Source organism: Brevibacillus laterosporus (assembly GCA_007833815.1).
GTDB classification, from domain to species: Bacteria; Bacillota; Bacilli; order Brevibacillales; family Brevibacillaceae; genus Brevibacillus_B; species Brevibacillus_B laterosporus_D.
The window spans coordinates 4,211,009-4,230,845 of sequence record CP033464.1 but is presented as its reverse complement, the minus strand read 5'-3'; the positions used below and the strand labels follow the sequence as shown (position 1 = coordinate 4,230,845).

General features: G+C 40.0%; 20 protein-coding genes and 2 pseudogenes. 14 read left to right on the top strand and 8 right to left on the bottom strand.

Annotation, left to right across the window (positions count from 1 at the left end):
* The first annotated feature begins 47 nt into the window (after nt 1-47).
* The 4 genes from deoD (at nt 48) to EEL30_20495 (ending at nt 2,127) form a co-directional block, all read left to right on the top strand.
* Nucleotides 48-758, top strand: coding sequence for a purine-nucleoside phosphorylase (gene deoD / locus EEL30_20510; protein ID QDX94455.1), 711 nt, complete (start codon nt 48-50; stop codon nt 756-758).
* 124 nt (nt 759-882) lie between these two features.
* Nucleotides 883-1,065: a hypothetical protein gene (locus EEL30_20505; protein ID QDX94454.1), complete on the top strand. Its 183-nt coding sequence runs from the start codon at nt 883-885 to the stop codon at nt 1,063-1,065.
* A gap of 148 nt (nt 1,066-1,213) precedes the next feature.
* A complete protein-coding gene (locus EEL30_20500) occupies nt 1,214-1,726 on the top strand; it encodes a hypothetical protein (protein ID QDX94453.1) in 513 nt (170 codons plus the stop codon).
* A 290-nt stretch (nt 1,727-2,016) separates the two neighbouring features.
* A complete protein-coding gene (locus tag EEL30_20495) occupies nt 2,017-2,127 on the top strand; it encodes an NAD-dependent epimerase/dehydratase family protein (protein QDX94452.1) in 111 nt (36 codons plus the stop codon).
* 201 nt (nt 2,128-2,328) lie between these two features.
* Here the strand turns inward: EEL30_20495 and EEL30_20490 are convergent, their stop codons facing one another.
* From EEL30_20490 to EEL30_20480, 3 genes are all read right to left on the bottom strand, one after another.
* On the bottom strand, nt 2,329-2,787 hold the full coding sequence (locus EEL30_20490) for a hypothetical protein (protein QDX94451.1): 459 nt from the start codon (nt 2,785-2,787) through the stop codon (nt 2,329-2,331).
* Nucleotides 2,788-2,873: 86 nt separating this feature from the next.
* A complete protein-coding gene (locus EEL30_20485; protein QDX94450.1) occupies nt 2,874-3,770 on the bottom strand; it encodes a hypothetical protein in 897 nt (298 codons plus the stop codon).
* 14 nt (nt 3,771-3,784) lie between these two features.
* Nucleotides 3,785-4,531, bottom strand: a complete 747-nt coding sequence (locus EEL30_20480; GenBank protein QDX94449.1) for a MerR family transcriptional regulator — start codon at nt 4,529-4,531, stop codon at nt 3,785-3,787.
* Nucleotides 4,532-4,718: 187 nt separating this feature from the next.
* On the opposite strand from EEL30_20480, the gene EEL30_20475 reads away from it, so the two are divergent.
* The 5 genes and pseudogenes from EEL30_20475 (at nt 4,719) to ypdA (ending at nt 8,383) form a co-directional block, all read left to right on the top strand.
* A complete protein-coding gene (locus EEL30_20475) occupies nt 4,719-5,162 on the top strand; it encodes an NAD-dependent epimerase/dehydratase family protein (protein ID QDX94448.1) in 444 nt (147 codons plus the stop codon).
* A gap of 71 nt (nt 5,163-5,233) precedes the next feature.
* Nucleotides 5,234-5,332 (top strand): annotated as a pseudogene (locus tag EEL30_20470) (histidine phosphatase family protein).
* Nucleotides 5,333-5,529: 197 nt separating this feature from the next.
* Nucleotides 5,530-5,919 carry a VOC family protein gene (locus EEL30_20465; protein ID QDX94447.1) on the top strand — a complete coding sequence of 130 codons (390 nt, stop codon included), beginning with the start codon at nt 5,530-5,532 and terminating at the stop codon, nt 5,917-5,919.
* Between the two features lie 514 nt (nt 5,920-6,433).
* Complete coding sequence (locus EEL30_20460) at nt 6,434-7,207, top strand: hypothetical protein (GenBank protein QDX94446.1); 774 nt, start codon at nt 6,434-6,436, stop codon at nt 7,205-7,207.
* A gap of 198 nt (nt 7,208-7,405) precedes the next feature.
* Nucleotides 7,406-8,383 (top strand): YpdA family putative bacillithiol disulfide reductase, encoded by a 978-nt coding sequence (ypdA, locus tag EEL30_20455; protein QDX94445.1) that lies wholly within the window; start codon nt 7,406-7,408, stop codon nt 8,381-8,383.
* A gap of 87 nt (nt 8,384-8,470) precedes the next feature.
* Here the strand turns inward: ypdA and EEL30_20450 are convergent, their stop codons facing one another.
* Nucleotides 8,471-9,343 (bottom strand): MFS transporter, encoded by an 873-nt coding sequence (locus EEL30_20450; GenBank protein ID QDX94444.1) that lies wholly within the window; start codon nt 9,341-9,343, stop codon nt 8,471-8,473.
* 88 nt (nt 9,344-9,431) lie between these two features.
* On the opposite strand from EEL30_20450, the gene EEL30_20445 reads away from it, so the two are divergent.
* From EEL30_20445 to yidC, 5 genes and pseudogenes are all read left to right on the top strand, one after another.
* Complete coding sequence (locus EEL30_20445; protein ID QDX95837.1) at nt 9,432-11,858, top strand: DUF1343 domain-containing protein; 2,427 nt, start codon at nt 9,432-9,434, stop codon at nt 11,856-11,858.
* A gap of 26 nt (nt 11,859-11,884) precedes the next feature.
* Nucleotides 11,885-13,987 carry a glycoside hydrolase family 3 protein gene (locus EEL30_20440; protein QDX94443.1) on the top strand — a complete coding sequence of 701 codons (2,103 nt, stop codon included), beginning with the start codon at nt 11,885-11,887 and terminating at the stop codon, nt 13,985-13,987.
* Between the two features lie 11 nt (nt 13,988-13,998).
* Nucleotides 13,999-14,865: pseudogene (locus tag EEL30_20435) on the top strand (divergent polysaccharide deacetylase family protein).
* A 274-nt stretch (nt 14,866-15,139) separates the two neighbouring features.
* The gene (locus EEL30_20430; GenBank protein QDX94442.1) at nt 15,140-15,430 is read left to right on the top strand and encodes a hypothetical protein; all 291 of its coding nucleotides are present in this window, start codon (nt 15,140-15,142) and stop codon (nt 15,428-15,430) included.
* 20 nt (nt 15,431-15,450) lie between these two features.
* On the top strand, nt 15,451-16,230 hold the full coding sequence (gene yidC / locus EEL30_20425; GenBank protein QDX94441.1) for a membrane protein insertase YidC: 780 nt from the start codon (nt 15,451-15,453) through the stop codon (nt 16,228-16,230).
* Nucleotides 16,231-16,384: 154 nt separating this feature from the next.
* Here the strand turns inward: yidC and EEL30_20420 are convergent, their stop codons facing one another.
* From EEL30_20420 to EEL30_20405, 4 genes are all read right to left on the bottom strand, one after another.
* Complete coding sequence (locus EEL30_20420) at nt 16,385-16,576, bottom strand: hypothetical protein (protein QDX94440.1); 192 nt, start codon at nt 16,574-16,576, stop codon at nt 16,385-16,387.
* 288 nt (nt 16,577-16,864) lie between these two features.
* On the bottom strand, nt 16,865-17,647 hold the full coding sequence (locus tag EEL30_20415) for a hypothetical protein (protein ID QDX94439.1): 783 nt from the start codon (nt 17,645-17,647) through the stop codon (nt 16,865-16,867).
* A 68-nt stretch (nt 17,648-17,715) separates the two neighbouring features.
* The gene (locus tag EEL30_20410) at nt 17,716-19,080 is read right to left on the bottom strand and encodes a sensor histidine kinase (GenBank protein QDX94438.1); all 1,365 of its coding nucleotides are present in this window, start codon (nt 19,078-19,080) and stop codon (nt 17,716-17,718) included.
* Nucleotides 19,081-19,773, bottom strand: coding sequence for a DNA-binding response regulator (locus EEL30_20405; protein QDX94437.1), 693 nt, complete (start codon nt 19,771-19,773; stop codon nt 19,081-19,083). It abuts the gene before it with no gap.
* Between the last annotated feature and the right edge of the window lie 64 nt (nt 19,774-19,837).

Here is a 19,837-nt window from a genome sequence, read left to right as displayed (position 1 = left end):
TTTGATGCCCGTCCAACTATCTCTTACATAACTGGAGGGACACGAACATGAGTGTACATATCGAAGCTAAAGAAGGCCAAATCGCAGAATCAATCTTATTACCAGGAGACCCGTTGCGTGCCAAATACATTGCTGAAACATTCTTGGAAAACCCAGAGTGCTTTAATAATGTTCGCGGTATGCTAGGATTTACAGGTACTTATAAAGGAAAACGCGTTTCTGTTATGGGAACGGGAATGGGCGTACCATCCATTTCTATCTATGTTCACGAATTAATTAATTCGTATGGTGTGAAAAATTTGGTTCGTGTAGGTACATGCGGTGCGATCCAAAAAGACGTAAAAGTAAGAGATGTCATCATTGCGATGTCTTCTTCTTCTGACTCTGCCGTTAACAAAGTACGTTTTAACGATATCGATTATGCACCAACAGCTAATTTCGATTTGTTGAAAAAAGCGTATGATGTAGCGACAAAACGTAACATGCCAACAAGAGTAGGTAACGTATTTACAAGTGATTCGTTCTACAATGATGATGCGACTCGTATGCCGAAATTGGCAGAATATGGAGTGTTAGCAGTTGAAATGGAAACGACTGCGCTATACACGATCGCAGCTAAATTTGGAGCGCGTGCGTTGTCAGTTCTTACAGTAAGTGATCATATTTTGACAGGTGAAGAAACGACAGCTATGGAACGTCAAACCACCTTTAACCAAATGATTGAAGTTGCGTTGGAAGCAATTATTGCTGAAGCGTAATAAATGTTATAGTCGTCCTGCCTTTTTTATCGGGCAGGACTATTTTTTTACACTTCGATTTGTTTCAAATGAAATAAAATCGGTTAAATCCATTTTGTGGAGTTTAAAACATAGGAGATGGTCATTGTTGATAGCTCAACTAATCGAGCAAACCGAGCATGCAGAGAAACAATTAGAGCGTATTCGTCAAAGGCTTAAGGGCATTCATCAACGATTAAATAGTACCGAAAACCGTTTATCAAAGATTCGGAGCCAGCTAGTAACCATCGACCGACGTTTAACTAACATTCAAAGACATTGTAGCTAATTTATTAAAATTCCACATTGTTAAGCCTTATCTATAAAAAAGATAAGGCTTTCTTTTTTTAGTAGAAGAAGCTAGACAAAATTGGGTTTGAAAGTACAAAACAGTGATTATACTGTTTCATACATATGAGAATCAGGAGGAGATTCGTATGTATGTTCAGTCGCAAAAGGATGCTCAAGGCCAGCTGGAAATCGTAGTATTTGGCGAAAAGATACAGCTAAATAGCAATAATGTGGCACTTCTCACAGGGAGTTGGGCCGATGTCTTAAAGCCGGGTGATTTGCCGCAGGGCATCTCGTTTTGTTTAGAAGGAGAATTAACAACTGGACTTGGATTTTATCCAGAAGATCACGTCACCTTTTCTAAGGGAAAAAATGGGACGAGTCTCAATTTTAAAGTGAGTTCGATTTACCACTACCATGAATGGGACGGCATCTTTTCGTTAGATTATACCATTCAAAAACGTAAGCGCGTGTTACAACAATCCGATCAGTTTACGTTTGTCGCACATGTACAAAGAGAGGATTGCACTCATTTACGTTTTTTCTTTGAGCTACAACCGACAGAGGAACAGTCTTTGGTAGAAATACTGGAAATGGCCATGATTCGTTTGAGTGAATTAGAGGGATATGACTGCCAACATGAAGACCCAGAATTTTAGGGTCTTTTTTTGTTATAGAAAAAGGCATCATGATTGTATGCCTGTACGGTTCCAAAGAAATTACCTTTTCATATATTACTGGTGTATGGCAAGCTTTTATAAATATTTCTTTGCCATCACAATCAGGAATACTGCTCAGTTTAATTAACTCAGCAGGAATTAGCCAGCGCAGATCTTACGCTAATTCTTACTGATCATAGTTCGATTGACTGGAACAACTTGGTGATTCATGCCCGTTTAGTACTGGACACTCGAGGTATTATACCGCTTGGAGAGGAGAAGGTGATGCGATGAAAACAACAGGAAAACGATATGTAGTTACTGGCGGAGCAGGATTTATCGGCTCCCACTTATCAGAAGAATTAATGGGTAATCGGAAAATAGTGTGGAAGAAGGGTTAAAAAGAGCCCTCTTCCATAGCTTTAGTTAATGTGGAAAAATCAGCATCATATATTTCTTCATAAACCCATTCATAAGCAGTTTGCGAAAAACTTGGAAATTGATCAAACATCTTTCCAAAGGTGACTTCGACTTCCTTGAATTTCTTTTTCCTCTTAATTTTCCGATAACCTTGAGTGAATAGAATCTTTGCTCTAAGAGCTTCAAAAGAGTATCCACGCCCGACATGGTTCATTGTTTTTATTATTTGCTTCATAAATATCAAAAAATTGTTCTTTTAGCTCATAAGCCTGACAGAGTAAAGGGAAGTTTTGTGTCCATACTTGCAACTTTATTTGATCATCAAAGTCAGTAAGGTCTTTGCGTCTGGTAAGAAGGGAGAATGTAGCTTCACATTCCTTACATTTGTACCGTTGTCTTTTAACGAAGATGCCCACTCGTTTAGCGTGCATCGGCAAATCAAAAAATAACTGTTCCTTTTTACCATGCTTATATAGATTAGCAACCGTACCACATTTTGGGCAATAAAAAGGAGGTGGTAAAATAGTCTCTACTAAGAATCTATAATCATATTCACTCTCCTTCATATCAAGAATTTTAAAACTTGGCAGATTGAGCATATTAGTTGTCATTATTTCATTTTCCTTTGTTGTATTAATCATTTTACTAATAAAAACATATATGAATTGCAGTTAATAAGAGAAGCATTACTAAGCTCTGATAGTAATGCTTCATAGGTACAAGCAGGTTATTTAGAAAATAGTCCACAATTGCTTAGTATTTCATCTGTGCCAAGTAAGGTAGCTTCTCTTATCCCCACATTATTGGATTTCATAAAGGATTGTACTGCTTGGTATCCTACCGCATAACCCGCAAATGGCGATAAGCCAACAGGTTGATAACCCTGTTCCTTTGCTATGGTGTCACCAAACATGTAACTACTGACATCAGCAAATCCTTTAATATCTAATGAATCCTTTATTACCTCTGTTGAGTATTCCAAGTCCTCTTTATCAAAAGAAGTAACCCAAGGCCCTAAAAGATCTTCTCCATAAATTTCTTTTGCAAAAGACTCTGCTAACCCCTCTATAATTAAGTAATCACCAACGGTTACGTTCCCATGATCCCAATCAAAATATGAAAAACGGATATTATGATGAAATTCATGTGCAATTACAGCAGGAAGTCTTGGAATATTATAGGAATTAGGGTATATTGATACTTGAATAAATCCTGGAATTCCTCCAAATCCACAATAACCTTTTTGTAATTCGAGGTTTTTCGGATCAGCTATATACATTCCAAATCTCAATTCATCAGCATTTATCTTCATATTTTTTTCTTCAATAAAATCAACACAATGACTCAAAGTATTATGTGCAGTTTGAAGAGCTTGAATTTCTTTTAAATTCTCTAATGCCCTCTTTCCAATTTCGGTATCCGTTACACTAAGATACCCAAGCATATTTGTAGCCATTATTACATCATACCCACCAGGTTGCTTAGCTTTTAAAGGAACATTAATGGTGTTCCACATTTTTTCAAAAGGCTTCATCATTGAATATCGAAAGAAGTCTTCTCTTTCTTCTTCCATGGAATACAATTTTTCATATTGTTCGACCGTATCTTCAATTACAATTTTCATCGCTACCACCTTTGTTATTTTTGATTTACTGTAAAGACTTCCATCGCATCACTCATGAATTTCGCCAATCCTTCACTATACTGATCAATGTTTTTTGTAAAGCGTTCATCGTCAATATATAGTTGACCTAATCCATAAAAGGCATCAAGAGAATATTTACCAAAGTTTTTGTTTAAAAAGTCATACCATTCTTTGATTGTCGCTTGTACTTCTTGAGATTTGGGAGATTGACCACGAAGGAGTGCAAGTTTATTGAAAATCATATCCCACTTTTCAGATAAACCTTTTTGTTCATCTTTAGTCATGCCCTCTAATTTTGCATATGTCTCATCGACAGGTTGATTTCCCCAACGCTGACGAGCTTCTTGTTCATATTGGTTGTGCCTAAAGTTAATCCCCTCAAACCGCTCTTCGTTCGTCATTTGAATTTCTCCCATCATAAATTTGATCGTTTTATCAATGGTTTCAATCATTTTATCTACTCTATGCCGTTTCTCGATCAACATTTTCCGTTGTAAGATTAACGCTTCCTGTTGATTAAACGAAGGACTATTGATAATCTTTTTAATTTCTTTTAGGGAGAAACCAAGCTCCTTGAAAAATAAAATTTGTTGTAACTTTTCAAGATTTTCTTCCGAATAAAGCCGATAACCAGAATCGGTGGTTTCTTTTGGAGTCAATAATCCAATCTGATCATAATGATGTAGTGTACGGATACTAACACCAACCAATTCAGCTACTTCTTTCACTTTCATATCCATCTCTTTTTGCACCTCCTTCAATTGCTACTATAAAGTATTACGCAACGTAAGAGTCAATGGGGAAAAGGATATTAAATTTTCACTGCAATTTTCTAATAGATAATGTTTCATTTTGGACAGGTTTAAATGAAGGCTTCAAGTGGGAAGACTGTCAGAAGAAATTTCACACCATTATCCGATTTAAGGTATGGTAGTTGTTATCTTTTTATTTAGGGTATTCTACATGATAATCCGAATACCCGAATTAATAAGACGTGGACATCAGGTTACGTTATTAGACAATTTATATACGGGTTCCTTTTCCCATCATTCATCCCTGTTTGCATGTTGTAAAATCGTGGAAGACAGCGTTACGAATGCTGAAGTGGTAGATCAATTAATTTCTAATGCAGATGGTGTATTTCATCTTGCTGCCATTTTAGGTGTGAGAACAACAATGACACGTCCAGTAGAACTCATCGATACCAACCTTCAAGGGACTCGTAATGTTCTGAATTCAGCAGAAAAATACGGAGTCAAAGTGGTATTTGCTTCTACTTCTGAAGTGTATGGGAAAGGGCAACCACCGTTTACGGAGGAGTCGGATCGTTTATATGGTTTTACCAGATTATTGTCAAGACTGCGAGATTAATATGGGGGAACACTCGCCACTTGGTGGGTGTTTTTTCTTATGAGGAAGATTAGATCAGGGATTCATAAGAGGTTGTAACACGTGTCTCTAGTTGGCTTGAGAGCGTAGCAGAGCGACCAAAAGTGATTGCGGTCTCACATGGATTAACTGGTAGAATTTTACGTGGAGTCTAACGACAGAATACGCATTGTTCGGATTATTTTATAAATAAAAATATTTATAAAGTATAAAAACATTTTGACTTTACCGATATTTTTATTTACAATGTCTGTAAGCTTGCAAGCTGACTTTTTTTGTATAAAAACTAAGGGGGATTGAGTAAGAATTCGTCGGATCATAAGTTTACATTTCTAGAGGAGGGAATTACATGAAAAATTGGGTTCAGTTTAGAATAGCAAGGCCGACAGATAAATTTGAAGAGGTTATAGCGTTTTATGAAACAGGTTTAAGCTTAAAACGTGTAGGTAGTTTTGAAAATCATGAAGGATACGATGGAATCATGTTTGGGTTACCTGATGTAGAATATCATTTAGAATTTACGAAGCATGTTAACGGAAGCCCTTGCCCTGCTCCAACGAAAGATAATCTACTTGTGTTTTATATGCCTGATAAAAATGAAATTAACAACATTACTAATAGACTACATTCAATGGGCTATTACGAAGTTGAACCAGAGAATCCTTATTGGAAAGAAAAAGGCACTACCATAGAAGATCCTGATGGATGGAGAATTGTATTAATGAATGCAGCGGAGTAGGAAAAATGAAATGTAGATGAGAGACCATTTATTTTAGATTTGAACTAACGGATGTGTTTTTAACAAAATAAATTCGATACGGAAACGTAGAGCCTGTTTTGATTACATCTTGTGAAAGCAGGCTCTCTTTATGTGAAAAATAGTCTGATGTGTTAATTTACGATTTGTTGTCGATACCCTATGTTGCGCTTCATTTGGTAACACCTGCGGAACTCCCTTATGGAAGTGAGCAACCACCAAATGGATTGCGAAAATATGCAGATCAGGAGCATTACCTACAGAAAGCATGGAGTTTTCTGTAGGTTCTTTTCTGTATGAATAGAACAATTACCAAAAAGTTTTTTGTCATGTAACATTTCGTAAATCTCCCCGTCAAAGGTTATGAAACAATAAAAAAACGAACTTGCTACATGTAGGCTGATGGGCTTAGAGAGTAGTAGTAAGGATTGTTTTGTTTATCTATTAACAAAAATAACAATTATCGTTATTTGTATAACGTAGGAGGTTTTCTCATATGAAAAAGAAAATGATCGCAGTGGTTTTAGCAGGAGCAACACTTGTAGCAACAGGGGCATACGCACAAGAAAGTGTATATGATAAATATATAAAAACAAATGTACACAATGCAAATGGAGAGGTAATCGGGCAGACGAGAGTAGCTACTGGTTCTATGCCAGAGGTGAAAAATAGCAAAATGACGATGGATCAAGTATATGAAGAGTTATTGAAAAAAATGGAGATGGTTCCTCTTTATAAAGAAACGACAGTCAAACGTGATCAAGAAGGAAAGATAGTAACCTCTACAGCGAAGGAATGGTACAATCCTTTAGACAGAGGATATCGGATTGAGGAAAAAGATCATACGGGCGTTGTAACCTATAACGTATTTAATGGTAAGTCCTCTATAAACTATCGAGAGGGTGCTAAATCAGCAAGCGAAATCACGGCGGCACCTGATCAAAAAGTGGTAAACAACGATGTTTATTATCTTCGTGAATTAAAGAACAACCACGAGCTACAATTCTTAGGGGAAGAAACGATTAACAATCGTGCAACGTATCGTATCATGGCAATTCCTACCTTAAAAGATGATCTTCAAGTAGAAATGTGGATGGATAAAGAAACAGGAGTTGCCATGAAGTCAATCACAACGGTATTTGGCTTGCAAGGAGTCACAGAAGTAACTAAACTAGATTTTTACCCTGAGTTTGCGAAAGGATTCTTTGAACTTAAGTTGCCTTCTGATGTGAAAGTTTATAAAGATATGCAATTCGCACCACAAAAATAAGGAAACAGAAGTTCCAAAGCATCTGAAAATGTAAAAAAGATGAAGCGAATCCTGAAGCAACTCCTATGTTTTACGAGTTGCTTCAGGATTTTTCCTATGCAGAAATACACTTGTGAAACACATTCCGTCGTTCGCATGACTTATAATAAAAGTGATGTAATAAGAGATGCAGGTTATAACTGGAAGGAGAGCTCATCTATGGAGGAAATCATTATTATTGGAGCTGGCCCCTGTGGTTTGTCAGCGGCTGTAGCATTAAAAAAACGCGGAATCAATCCGCTCGTATTGGATAAAGGAAGCTTAGTACATTCTATCTATCGATATCCCACCTATATGATTTTTCATAGTACACCGGAGCTGTTAGAAATTGGGCAGGTTCCCTTTACCACCCCGAATGAAAAACCTACGCGCTTGGAGGCTTTGCATTACTATCGCATGGTAGCTAAGCGTCATGATATTCGTATTCAGACCTATGAAGAAGTGGGAAAGGTTGAAAAAGTCGACCAACATTTTGTTGTGTCTAGCACAGATCGCTTTGGGTCTGCCAAGCGTTATGAAACAAAGCGTGTCGTGATAGCAACAGGTTATTTTGACAATCCAAACCGTTTAGGCGTTCACGGAGAGGATTTGCCAAAGGTATGTTCCTTTTATACAGAAGCCCATCCCTATGCGGGAATGGAAGTAGCCATCGTAGGCGGAAATAACTCTGCTGTAGATGCAGCTATGGATTTAGAACGGGCAGGGGCTCAAGTGACGGTGATCTGTCGTAGTGAGCAGATTTCTTCTCGAGTGAAAGCATGGACTCGTCCATTGTTTGAAAGCTTGTGTGATAAAGGACGTATAAAGGTATACTATTCTTCTGAGATAAAAGAGATTACGGATAGAATGCTGACGGTAGAAAAACCAGAGGGGATTACCCAAATTTCTAACGATTTTGTGTTTAGTTTAATTGGGTACCGACCTGATCGTCACATGTTGCAAGCATTGGGAGTGGAGTTTCATCAGGAAACAGGAGCACCGGTGTTTGATCCATCGACTATGGAAACCAACGTTCCGGGTGTATTTGTTGCTGGGGTAATTGTCTCTGCTTTGCACGCTAATGAAATTTTCATTGAAAACGGCAGGTTCCATGGTGAGGTGCTCGCAGAGAGTTTGACTAAACAAATGGTGAAATAAGTACAACGGAAATTTTTTGTTCTTTGCAAATGAGCCGATATTCCTTATGTAAGGATTATCGGCTCATAAATCATACAGGGAACAGCTTTATTTTCGACTGTAAGTCAACGTGTAAATGGCCCCACCAACAATTGCCACTCCTATCCCTTCTGATAAAAAGCAGGCCAGATTAAGCATTCCCATTCCAGCACGGACCTCTTCTGATACGAGTGTTTCTGCAACACTAGAGGAAATCACGGTCTTAACAAATGAGAGACCACCAAAAGTCAGTATCAACATAATAGATGTTAGCCATGGTGTTTTATCTACAAACAGAGAAATCACAATAAAACTAAGCGTAATGAAAAAGACTCCGAGATATAATACAAACTTATTTCCTCTTTTATCCACCAGGTTTCCACCAAGAATTCCGAAAAAAATGACACTTAATGTACGGGGAAACAGGATTCCTCCGCCAATCATTCCTGTTGACAATTGATGCACATCCCTCATCATATACGGTACCATGGAAATAAAGCCTGCGACGGTATACAGGGAAAATATCAAAAACAGGACAAGGCTAATCAACATATAGAACCATTTATCTTCCGTGGTAGATAAGGTAAACAAGACAACCCCAATCGAAAGCAGCAATGCTCCGAGAACATCCACTTTGCCCTTATGTGCAGGTCCGATTCCTTCGCCCATAGCAACCATTGAGCCTACCATGCCAAAGGCTTTGCCTCGATTTTCCGCTTTGATAAACCTTGCAACAATCACCATGATAAGAGCGGGTACAGCAGATGCCCCAGCTCCCTGAATGACACGAGCAACAATGACAGCAGGAAAGGAAGCTTGGGTGAGTAAACCGAAGAGTGAACCCCCACTATAAATCGAAAGACCAATAATAAGTAGCTTCTTCACTCCATACATATCGGATATTTTCCCATATACGGCTGATCCGATAGCAAAAGCAATCATGAAGCTTGTATTTATCCAGTTGTTTCAGGGTAAAAGGAACATTTTTGTCATTTATTCCAGCCATGAGGGAAGACTACATGGCGAGGTGATGGACGTGAGAAGCATTCAGAGAAGAACCAGGCTTCTTCAAGCTAGAAGGACATGCTTGCTAGCTTGTTTGCTGTTGGGGACCAGTCTTTTTAGTTGGGGTTCCACTGTTTTAGCATATGAAGCAAAGGAGAAGCAGGCGAATCATGTTCTTGCTGGAATCGATGTTCTCTTGCTACATCCTGATCTGTTGACCGGTAAAAAAATTGGACTAATCACTAATCAGACAGGGGTAACAAAAGATTTGGTTAGTGATGTGGAAGCGTTACAACAAAGCGGTTTGAATGTAGTGGCGCTCTATGGCCCAGAGCATGGGATATGGGGTGGTAAGCAGGATGGTGTTCCAACTTCAATTTTATCTGTACCGACACTTTCAAAAAAACGTGGTATCCCCATTTTTGAGCTTTATCAAAAAAAACCAGAACAAATTGCCATGCTGTTTGCTTCCACAGATATTCTATTAATTGATTTACAAGACGTGGGGGTGCGTTATTACACCTACGCCTCCACACTTGCTTGTGTGCTGGAGGCAGCTAAATTGGCAGATAAACCAGTCATGGTACTAGATCGTCCCAATCCGTTAGGCGGGGCAAGAATAGAGGGCCCTATATTGGAACCGAAGTGGAACTCCTTTATAGGAATGATGCCAATTCCTTTGCGCCATGCAATGACGATGGGTGAGCTTGCTCTCTTTTATAATGAAGAAATCATGCCTAACAAGCTTGGAGGAAAGGCCGATTTACGTGTGATTCGAATGCAAGGCTGGAAACGAGAGATGACATGGGATCAAACCGGACTATTATGGGTAGCTCCTTCTCCTAATTTACCCACAGTAGATTCCGTTTGGTTATATGCGGCGACCGGGTTACTAGAAGGAACCAATCTATCAGAAGGAAGAGGAACGACACATCCATTTGAATGGATCGGTGCGCCTTTTATAGATGCACATCGTTTACGAGCAGACCTAGAAAAAGAAAATCTCCCAGGGGTAGCGATTAGGGAAGCGCATATGGAGCCTATGTTTGGCAAATATAAAGGACAAACCATACATGGTGTGCAAATCTATGTAACGGATCGAGCAGCTTATGATAGCACCTTAACTGGGGTAACCTTATTGCAAATAATCAGGAAGCATTATCCCCAGCAGTTTAGCTGGAGAGAGGACGGCTGGATTCATTATTTATCGGGTACTCGCTCCTTGCAAGAGGCTATTGACCGTCATGCCCTAACGCCAAGTTCACAAGATATACAGCAAATGATTCAGACGTGGAGAGCAGGGGTACAACCCTTTTTAAAAAAACGTCAAAAGTACCTCCTGTATCTTGAAAGCGGGCAAGAGAAAAGCGGTGAGAGCATTCGAGATGAAGTGGATCAGGCGATCAAACAGGCAATCCAAGAAAAGATTATGCCAGGTGCTGTAGTGGCAGTTGTAACGCGAGGAAAGAGAAAAATAGAGCGAGCATACGGACATGCCTATTTATACGAAGATAAAGAAGGAAAAGAAGTAGAGAACCCGGTAAAGATGACGGAAAAACATTTATTTGACATTGCTTCTCTAACGAAATTATTTACGGCCGTTTCGATTATGCAACTGGTGGAGAAACAAATCTTAGACGTAGATATGCCAGTGGCTACCTACATCCCCGATTTTTCCAGTAAAGGAAAACAGGATATTACCATTCGTCAACTACTGACACATACATCAGGGTTTGCCCCTAGTATGCGCCTGTATCGTGTACCGGGTGGACGTGAGCAACGGATGAAAGCGGTACTTAAGCATGGACTAAAAAATAAACCAGGTGAAAAAGTGGTATACAGTGACCTCAATTACATTGTGCTTGGGTACTTGATTGAAAAAGTAACAGGTAAACGTCTTGATCAATATATGCAAGATAATCTATTTAAACCATTGGGTATGAAGCATACGGGATTTTGTCCTCAAGTGGATAAGAAGAAAATTGCGGCGACAGAACAACAACCATGGACAAGTCGAGATATCATCTGGGGTAGTGTACATGATGAGAAGGCTTGGGCCTTAGAAGGTGTGGCAGGGCATGCTGGATTATTTAGCAATGCAGACGATTTATTACGATTTGCCGATATGATTCTTCACAATGGAAAGGGAAAGGGTAAGCGAATCCTTCGGGAAGTTAGCGTACGCGAGATGCTCTCTAATCAATTATCCGATGCTAGCTCAAAACAAATGGGGCTTGGATTCGAACGGGATCAAAGCTGGTACATGGGGCATGGTTTTGTCTCAACAAGCGTGGGACATACTGGATTTACGGGCACTTCTTTGGTAATAAATCAACAGCAACAGTCCATCGTGCTGTTATTAACCAACCGAGTGCATCCGACTAGAGAGAAACCCTCCCTCAACGCTTTGCGCCAAAAAATTGCTACCTTGGCTGCAATAGAAGGGGAGTAATCAACATGTGACGGAGGCCAATATTGATGAAACGAAAGCAGATTTTTGCATATACATCAGTTAGCTTGATTCTCTTTGCTTGTTTTTTCATTCCTCTTTTATCAAAAGACAGGGCTGATAGCATGCGAACGACAATCGCTTCTACTAATCACCCTGCGGACCTTCTTTTCGTTCAAAATCTTCCCGAAACGCCTAAGACATATACAACCTCACAGATTCAATTGCAGGCGTTGCATACCTATGTGGATGGACATATAAAGAAAGCGGAAGCGATGCTAAGCTGGAGCTCCAGTAATACCCATGTGGCAACGATATCAAGGGAAGGTCTCCTAACTCTACAAGATAAATTGGGTCAAACAGTTATTTTAGTGTCAGATGGTACCTTCCATGATCGCTTAGTTCTCGAAAGAACGGACGAGAAAAGTCTGAAAATCATTGCGGAGAAACATGCTCGTTATGATGTCATTTCGCGCATGCTCGCTAACATGAGCGTGGCTGAGAAAGTAGGACAGACATTAATGCCGAGCTTTAGTATGTATAAAGGTCAGCCTTTCCGTGAGGTGACACCCGAGATTGCGAATATGATAAAGAAACTTCATCTAGGTGGTGTCATTTTATTTAAAGATAGCTTAGATGAAACAAAACAAATTGTTCAAATAACGGATGCCCTTCAGAAAACGCAACATAAATATGGATTATTTATCGGCACTGATCAGGAAGGTGGTATTGTTTCACGCCTGAAACATGGGACAAATATGCCAGGTAATATGGCATTGGGTGCAACGCGTAATACTGAGTTAGCACGTCAGGCAGGACGAGTAATGGCAGAAGAGTTGCTCTCACTTGGAATCAATTTGGATTTTGCACCAACGATAGACGTCAATAATAATTCCAAGAATCCAGTTATTGGCGTGCGTTCTTATGGTGAAAATCCACAATTGGTGGCCGATATGGGTACTTCTTTTATTGCAGGAATGCAGGAAACAGGAGTCGTTGCTAGTGGAAAGCACTTTCCCGGACATGGTAATACATCAGTAGATTCGCATGTGGGCTTGCCAGTCATATCGTATGGTAAAAAACAGTTGGAGCAAGTAGAGTTCATTCCATTTCGTCAAGCGATCAAGCAGGGCGTGGATTCTGTGTTAGTTGCGCATATCGCTTTTCCGCAGATAGAGTCAACGACGGTGATGTCTTCTCAAAAAAACAAACCTGTATACTTGCCAGCAACCTTGTCACCTAAACTAATTCAAGGATTATTACGCGAGGAGTTAGGTTACGATGGCTTGGTTATTACGGATGCTATGGATATGGGAGGTATCACGCAACATTTTGAGACGGTGGATGCCAGTATTCGCGCTCTGAATGCTGGGGCGGATATTATTTTAATGCCCCCAGATGTAGAAAAGGTTAGTCAAGGAATGCAGAAAGCGATCATGTCGGGTGCTATTACGAAAGAGCGTTTAGATGAAGCTGTCAGACGGATATTGTCGGTAAAGATAAGAAGAGGAATTTTTCTGCGGGAACAGTTGCTGAGTGTTCCTACCTTGCAACAAATTGCCGAGAAATCCATTACTTCGCCTGCTCACAAACAGGTGGAACGAGCAATTGCCGAGCAGTCCATTACAGTTGTCAAAAATGATGGGGTGCTACCGCTTGCTCCCTCTCCTGAACAGAAAATAGCTGTGATTGGCTCGCGTTATACGAATGAAATGACCAAGGCAATCCAGAAATATCATCCAGATACAGTGTCGATTAACATTTCTTATCAGGTTACACCTGAGCAGCAAAAAGAAATAGATCGTGCGGATACCCTGTTGTTTTTCCCAGATGCAACTCCAGATGGTTTGGCAGGAGTCCTACATCCAGTTAATCACTTAGTAAAAAAAGAGATTCAACAAAAAAAGAAGCGAGTAATGGTGATCTCTACGCGTAATCCGTATGAACTGACTCATTTTCCAAAACTGCCTGTGTATGTGGCACAGTATGGATATGCAAATGCAAGTTTTCAAGCCACAGCGGATATTCTGTTTGGTAAATTGAAGGCGAAGGGGAAGCTGCCTATTACCATCTATGACACTTCTGGTAGGGTGCTGTATCCATACGGTCATGGGCTTAGCGTTTTGAAATAGGGTAAAAGTTGATGTTGTTGCACATACTACCGAAAAAGAAGTAAAGGTAGGTCCTATGTATGAGGATTGTTTCTAAGCTAGGGATAGTCTTGTTACTATGTGGAGGTCTTGTCTGTTCCTCGGTTACTGCTTCTGAACAAGTTATCCCAGTACCGGATAAAACGAGGAAGGTCGCCCTCATCATAGATGATTTTGGCAACAATATGAGAGGCACAGAAGAGATCCTTGATTTACCCATTCCACTTACGATTGCGGTCATGCCATTTTTGCCTAGCACCAAAAAAGATGCGGAAATGGCTCATCAAAAAAAGCATGACGTGATTGTCCACATGCCGATGGAACCAATGCAGGGCCCTAAAAGCTGGCTAGGACCAGGAGCACTTATGAATAACTTAAGTGACGACGAAATTCGTAAGCGGGTGAATGAAGCCATTGACAATGTCCCGCACGCAATCGGCATGAATAATCATATGGGATCTAAAGTTACACAAAATCCACGTATAATGAGGATTGTTTTACAGGTATGTAAAGAGCGAGGGCTTTTTTATATCGACAGTAAGACCTCTTATAAAAGCATAGTGGGGCAAGTAGCTCGCGATTTGCAGGTTCCTTATATAGAGAACATGATGTTTTTAGACGATGTGCATACAACCTCACACATCGCTAAACAACTGAAACTCATTAGTGAGAAAGTGAAACAGAATGAAACCTGCATTGCTATTGGTCATGTAGGTCCCGGTGGTCCAAAAGTAGCCAAGGCCATTCGCAGTTATTTACCTCAATTGCAAAAAGAAGCTACCATTATGCACGTATCTCAAATGGTAATTGGGAAGAAAGATGCGACTTCAAAGAATGAAAAGGGATCGAAAAGTAAATAAGAGGAACTAGTAAGGTACAGTAATGTAGCTAAGTTGTTCCAAAGAACGGTATTTAACTACACTTAGTATAAATACCGTTTTTTTTGTTTCTGTCACATTGAATTTCCAAATTATTAAAGGTTTACTTAGGCCACATGAGCCTTCGATCATTTTAAAGTGACCTTTCCTAATTGACAAAAGTAACTAGTCACACCATCTCCCACAACAGTTGGGCAATGTGTTACAATAGGTGCTGTACTAGTTATTTATGTACAGATGGGGAGGTGAGATGCACGTGGTGGATGAATTAATTGGCCTGTCGTTGCCATACATTTGGTTGCTCTTCTGGGTATCTGTGATTGTAGTTCCATGTTGTCAATTGCTATTTACCCACATCGTAGGCAAACGTCAATCTATGCAGTTTGAAGAACGTTTTGAATGGCGTCAACAGCTGGTGACAATGCCAATACGTCCGTCGTTTATTAACTTATATCGACGCGTACCTATGCGAAAAGAGAAGCGAGCAACCACGTCATCAGATGATACACTCCCAACCGTTCTCCTTGTTTGTTTACCGAGTTTTTAAACAATGAGGAGGATTTGTTCATGAAAGCTGTACGTAAATCATTACCTGTATTTTTACTTGTTGCCGTGGTGTTGTTGCTTAGTGGGTGTAGTAATACAGCTCCCATAACATCCAATAGTCCGGGCATTTGGGATCACTTTTTTGTTTATCCGTTCTCCTGGTTAATTCAGGGCGCTGCCAATTTCACTGATGGTAATTATGGTCTAGCGATTATCATCATGACACTGTTGATTCGTACAATTCTCTTGCCTTTAATGATGAAGCAGATGAAAAGTGGAGCTGCAATGCGAGGACTACAACCGCAGATCGATAAACTGAAAAAGAAATATAGTAATTCCAATCAGGACCCGAAGCAAGCGCAAAAAATGCAAATGGAAATGATGGAACTGTACAAAACAAGCGGCGTTAACCCGATGGCAGGTTGTCTGCCAGCTCTTGTTCAAATGCCAATCTTAATGGCGTTTTACTTCGCAATTCGTCGGATGCCAGAGATTGCGGATCATACATTTATGTGGTTTAACCTGGGTCATGCCGATCCGTTTTATATATTGCCGTTATTAGCAGCAGCGACGACCTTTTTTCAAACGATGTTGTCAACTAAAATGACTCCAGCAATGGGAGCCAATAATATGAAGATTTTCTATTACATGATGCCGATCATGATCTTTATGGCAGGAATGAATTTACCATCGGCACTTCCATTGTATTGGGTGGTGGGTGGAGTGTTTTCGCTCGTGCAAACCTATATTTTAAATAGGGTTTACCATGCCCCTTTGGCGTCTTCTGCTACAACAAAATAAACCAAAATGATAACGAAGAGGATAGTTGTTCATCTGAAGATGGATGTGGCTATCCTCTTTGACACTTATTTGAAAGAGGGGCGTATTTTATTGACTTCATGTACATTAGTCCCAAAAAAACGAGCTACGATGGCAGCTCATGTAAAAATTACTTTTATGAAGGTTCATCCATGAACCATAAGATGTACGAACATCTCTTGCAAATAAGAATAGTTGCCTCTTTATTAGCCCAATCCAATCCGAAAAAAGTGGCTCCCCTTGAATTTAATTGACGATAGTCTTTGTCAAACAATGAATGGTTACAACACGGGCAAGTAATGGGTGTGTCTCCTGCTTTATATTGCATACTTAGCAACTCCTTATTTTTTTACTTAAGAATACGATTTAAATGAAAAAAGGTTTCTTAACAACCAAGTTAAATTTGATACATTATCAACCATGCCTTGGCATCTTCAATTTCACTAGATGTACGAACTGCCGTTGTATTGCTTGTCCTAGCTGCTACAATCATTATTGACGGGAAATTTGTTTTCTGGGTAGGTTACTTATGGAGATGAGAGGAGGCTTTTAGCAATTCAAGCATAGTTAAAACCCTCCAGCGTAATCAAAGGAGGGTCTCGTATGTATTTTAAATTTAGCAGGACACTTCCGTAAAATTAGAATCTCCACTTGATGAACCCTTGGCTTTTACATTAAATGTGGTGATGACGCCAGGAGTACAGAAAACTGACACGGTCGTATCAAAAGATCCGTTATTATTGGCTTGTATGAAAAAACGAAGCGAGTTAGTTAACTGATTGTTGACCAAAATAGTAATAAATACGGTTACAGATTCAAATGCTTGAAATCCCCCACCGAAAACCCATAGATTCATCGTACTTCCAAAGGGGGGACATAGAAGTTTCGTGCCAATGTTAGGATGTGGACGAGGGCTGTTAGTTGAAGAACCACTGCCGGAAACCAAAAGTTTCGATACTTCTTCTTCGAGTCGAGAGATGTGTTGGAGTAAGTTTCGGAAATTGACACCTTGAACAATTAGATTTTCGGTTATCTCAACATTGCCTTTAAATAACCCCGCTAGTTCTGCACCATGAGCATACACCCCTATATTTTTACCGACCCCTGCGACACCGTAAAATCCTGTACCATAAACACCGTACCAGTCCTCGCTTTCCCCTTTGACACCAACACCACCCTTCGCGCTATTTTCTCCTAATACACCAGAATGTTTGGAAGATACAGATACTCCCCAAACACCATTTCCCTTTGGATTGGAACCATATACACCAGCACCAATTTCGGTATCTGCTTTACCTGCCACCGCGCTGTTAGTAGCAATGGAGACATAATCGGGAATTAAATGGTTAGTAGGATTATCAAATGGAGTTACAGGAAGATTAGGATCGAAGTGTGTCATAGTGATTTCTCCTTTAGTTGTGTTAGTCTGTTTAAGGTTTTTAATGGTGGAACGAGCATTGAATATTTTTAACAAGGAAGCCAAACCACAACCTCAGTTCCTCCCGTGGACGTTCTTCGCATCTCAATACGTCCATGGTGCAAATCAACAATTGATTTGGCGATAGATAGGCCAAGTCCGCTACCCCCTTTTTCACGTGTGCGAGATTTATCTACCCGATAAAAACGTTCGAATACATTTGCCCGTTCTGCATCAGGAATTCCTACACCAGAATCTCTAATATGAATCTCGACCCAGGCTTCCGTAGAGAAGACATGTACCTCTACGGAGCCTTCTTCTGTGTACTTCTTGGCATTGTCCAACAGGATATCGAATAGTTGACGGATTTTACCCGTGTTCATAGGGAGTCTCAAAGGAGCTTTCCATGAAAATCGAAGCGTAAGGTGTTTGGGAAAAACCGTTGTCCAAGCTGAACGAATCTCTTCTAATAAAGGAACCATATCTTGAATGGAAAAAATAGCTTCCCCAGAGGTACTATCCTGTAATTTAGCAAGCGATAACAGATCTTCAATCAAATCAAAAAGGCGAGAACACTCTTGGAGCATAGCAGAGAGTGCTTCATCCCGTACCTCTGGATTATGCTTTCCCCAACGCTGAAGTAAGCGTGCATAGCCTTCAATGATGGCGAGGGGTGTTTTAAATTCATGAGAGGCATCTGCGATAAACTGTTGTTGTTTGCTAAAGGAATCCTCTACACGATCTAATAGGGAGTTAAATGCTATGACTAAATCTTTGATCTCTACATCATTAGTGATCACTGGAAGACGTGTCCGTAAATCCTCAGCTTTTTTTGCCCGAATTTGTTCAATCAATTGAGTTAAGGGTTGTAATCCAATCTGGGTCAATTGATAGACACCTATGGCTGAGATGACAAAGGTAGCGATAGCAGACCAGCAAAGAATTTGAATAAGAATCCGAAAAATAGGACGAAGTTGTTTATTGTCCTGAATAATGGTTAGTAAGAGGACATCAGAAAACCCAGGTAGTTGAACCGTCTGCATGGAGCTAATAACATTCTCTTGATCACCTATTTCCTCTATTGTCCACCCCGTGCCAATCACAGAGGCCAGGGTTTTCTTATTCGAGGTTTCTAATAAAATGGCTTGGTGAACATCTGCATATTTTAATAATACTTCTTTCACAGCTTCTAGATTGGTAGTTTTATAGCCCAACGTCGCTTTCTGCAATTCATTTAAAATCGTGACAACCTTCTTTTGTAATTGTTTCTGTTCATATTCATAGACCAAATTACTGGTAGACATATAGACGAACAAATTCATGAATAACAAAAACAGGGTCATTGCCGTGGTTAAAATGACAGTTAAACGCCATGTGAGGGAAGTGGGCATGCGACTAGTTAGTCTCTTTAGCATTTATTCCACCCGCAAACTGTAGCCAACACCACGAATGGTATGGATTAATTTTTTTGATCTTTTTCGTTCAATCTTATTGCGCAGGTAGCGGATATACACATCGACTACATTGGTATTGCCCATAAAATCGAACCCCCAGACAGCCGTCAACAATTGTTCCCGCGTCAAGGCTTGTCCCTGATGATTGGCTAAATACAACAATAGATCAAACTCTCGTGGGGTCAACTGAATTTCCTTGGTATCACGGAATACGCGACGATTCTGTACTTGGATTTCAAGAGAATCGAGATGAATGATTTCTTGATTTTTGGCAAAAACAGGGCGAAGATTAGCACGTATTCGGGCAAATAATTCCTCGATAGCAAAAGGCTTAGTCAGATAATCGTTGGCACCGCTATCTAGTCCAGCAACAATATCAGGAACTTCATTGCGCGCAGTCAACATGACGATCGGTACTTCACTTCCAGTCTCCCGGATACGTCGACATACCTCAATACCGGAGAGTTGAGGTATCATAACATCCAACAGAATGAGATCATATTCATTTTGTAAGGCTTTATCAAGTCCGATTGCCCCGTCATGGCAGACATCTACTTCATAGCCCTCGTTCATTAATTCTAATTGTAAATAACGAGCAAAGTTTTTCTCATCTTCTACTAAGAGAAAGCTCCCTTTGTTGTCTGGCGAACTCATGTTACCTGTCACCTCACCTTGTATATCTATGATGACGTTCATCCAAAAACAGGTATAGCTGTAG

Bases quoted from the DNA above. Each gene is read 5' to 3' on its own strand.
- deoD (QDX94455.1), top strand. From the start codon at position 48: ATGAGTGTACATATCGAAGCTAAAGAAGGCCAAATCGCAGAATCAATC.
- EEL30_20500 (QDX94453.1), top strand. From the start codon at position 1,214: ATGTATGTTCAGTCGCAAAAGGATGCTCAAGGCCAGCTGGAAATCGTA.
- EEL30_20495 (QDX94452.1), top strand. From the start codon at position 2,017: ATGAAAACAACAGGAAAACGATATGTAGTTACTGGCGGAGCAGGATTT.
- EEL30_20490 (QDX94451.1), bottom strand. From the start codon at position 2,787: ATGATTAATACAACAAAGGAAAATGAAATAATGACAACTAATATGCTC.
- EEL30_20485 (QDX94450.1), bottom strand. From the start codon at position 3,770: ATGAAAATTGTAATTGAAGATACGGTCGAACAATATGAAAAATTGTAT.
- EEL30_20480 (QDX94449.1), bottom strand. From the start codon at position 4,531: ATGGATATGAAAGTGAAAGAAGTAGCTGAATTGGTTGGTGTTAGTATC.
- EEL30_20475 (QDX94448.1), top strand. From the start codon at position 4,719: ATGGTAGTTGTTATCTTTTTATTTAGGGTATTCTACATGATAATCCGA.
- EEL30_20465 (QDX94447.1), top strand. From the start codon at position 5,530: ATGAAAAATTGGGTTCAGTTTAGAATAGCAAGGCCGACAGATAAATTT.
- EEL30_20460 (QDX94446.1), top strand. From the start codon at position 6,434: ATGAAAAAGAAAATGATCGCAGTGGTTTTAGCAGGAGCAACACTTGTA.
- ypdA (QDX94445.1), top strand. From the start codon at position 7,406: ATGGAGGAAATCATTATTATTGGAGCTGGCCCCTGTGGTTTGTCAGCG.
- EEL30_20450 (QDX94444.1), bottom strand. From the start codon at position 9,343: ATGATTGCTTTTGCTATCGGATCAGCCGTATATGGGAAAATATCCGAT.
- EEL30_20445 (QDX95837.1), top strand. From the start codon at position 9,432: ATGGACGTGAGAAGCATTCAGAGAAGAACCAGGCTTCTTCAAGCTAGA.
- EEL30_20440 (QDX94443.1), top strand. From the start codon at position 11,885: ATGAAACGAAAGCAGATTTTTGCATATACATCAGTTAGCTTGATTCTC.
- yidC (QDX94441.1), top strand. From the start codon at position 15,451: ATGAAAGCTGTACGTAAATCATTACCTGTATTTTTACTTGTTGCCGTG.
- EEL30_20420 (QDX94440.1), bottom strand. From the start codon at position 16,576: ATGCAATATAAAGCAGGAGACACACCCATTACTTGCCCGTGTTGTAAC.
- EEL30_20415 (QDX94439.1), bottom strand. From the start codon at position 17,647: ATGACACACTTCGATCCTAATCTTCCTGTAACTCCATTTGATAATCCT.
- EEL30_20410 (QDX94438.1), bottom strand. From the start codon at position 19,080: ATGCTAAAGAGACTAACTAGTCGCATGCCCACTTCCCTCACATGGCGT.
- EEL30_20405 (QDX94437.1), bottom strand. From the start codon at position 19,773: ATGAGTTCGCCAGACAACAAAGGGAGCTTTCTCTTAGTAGAAGATGAG.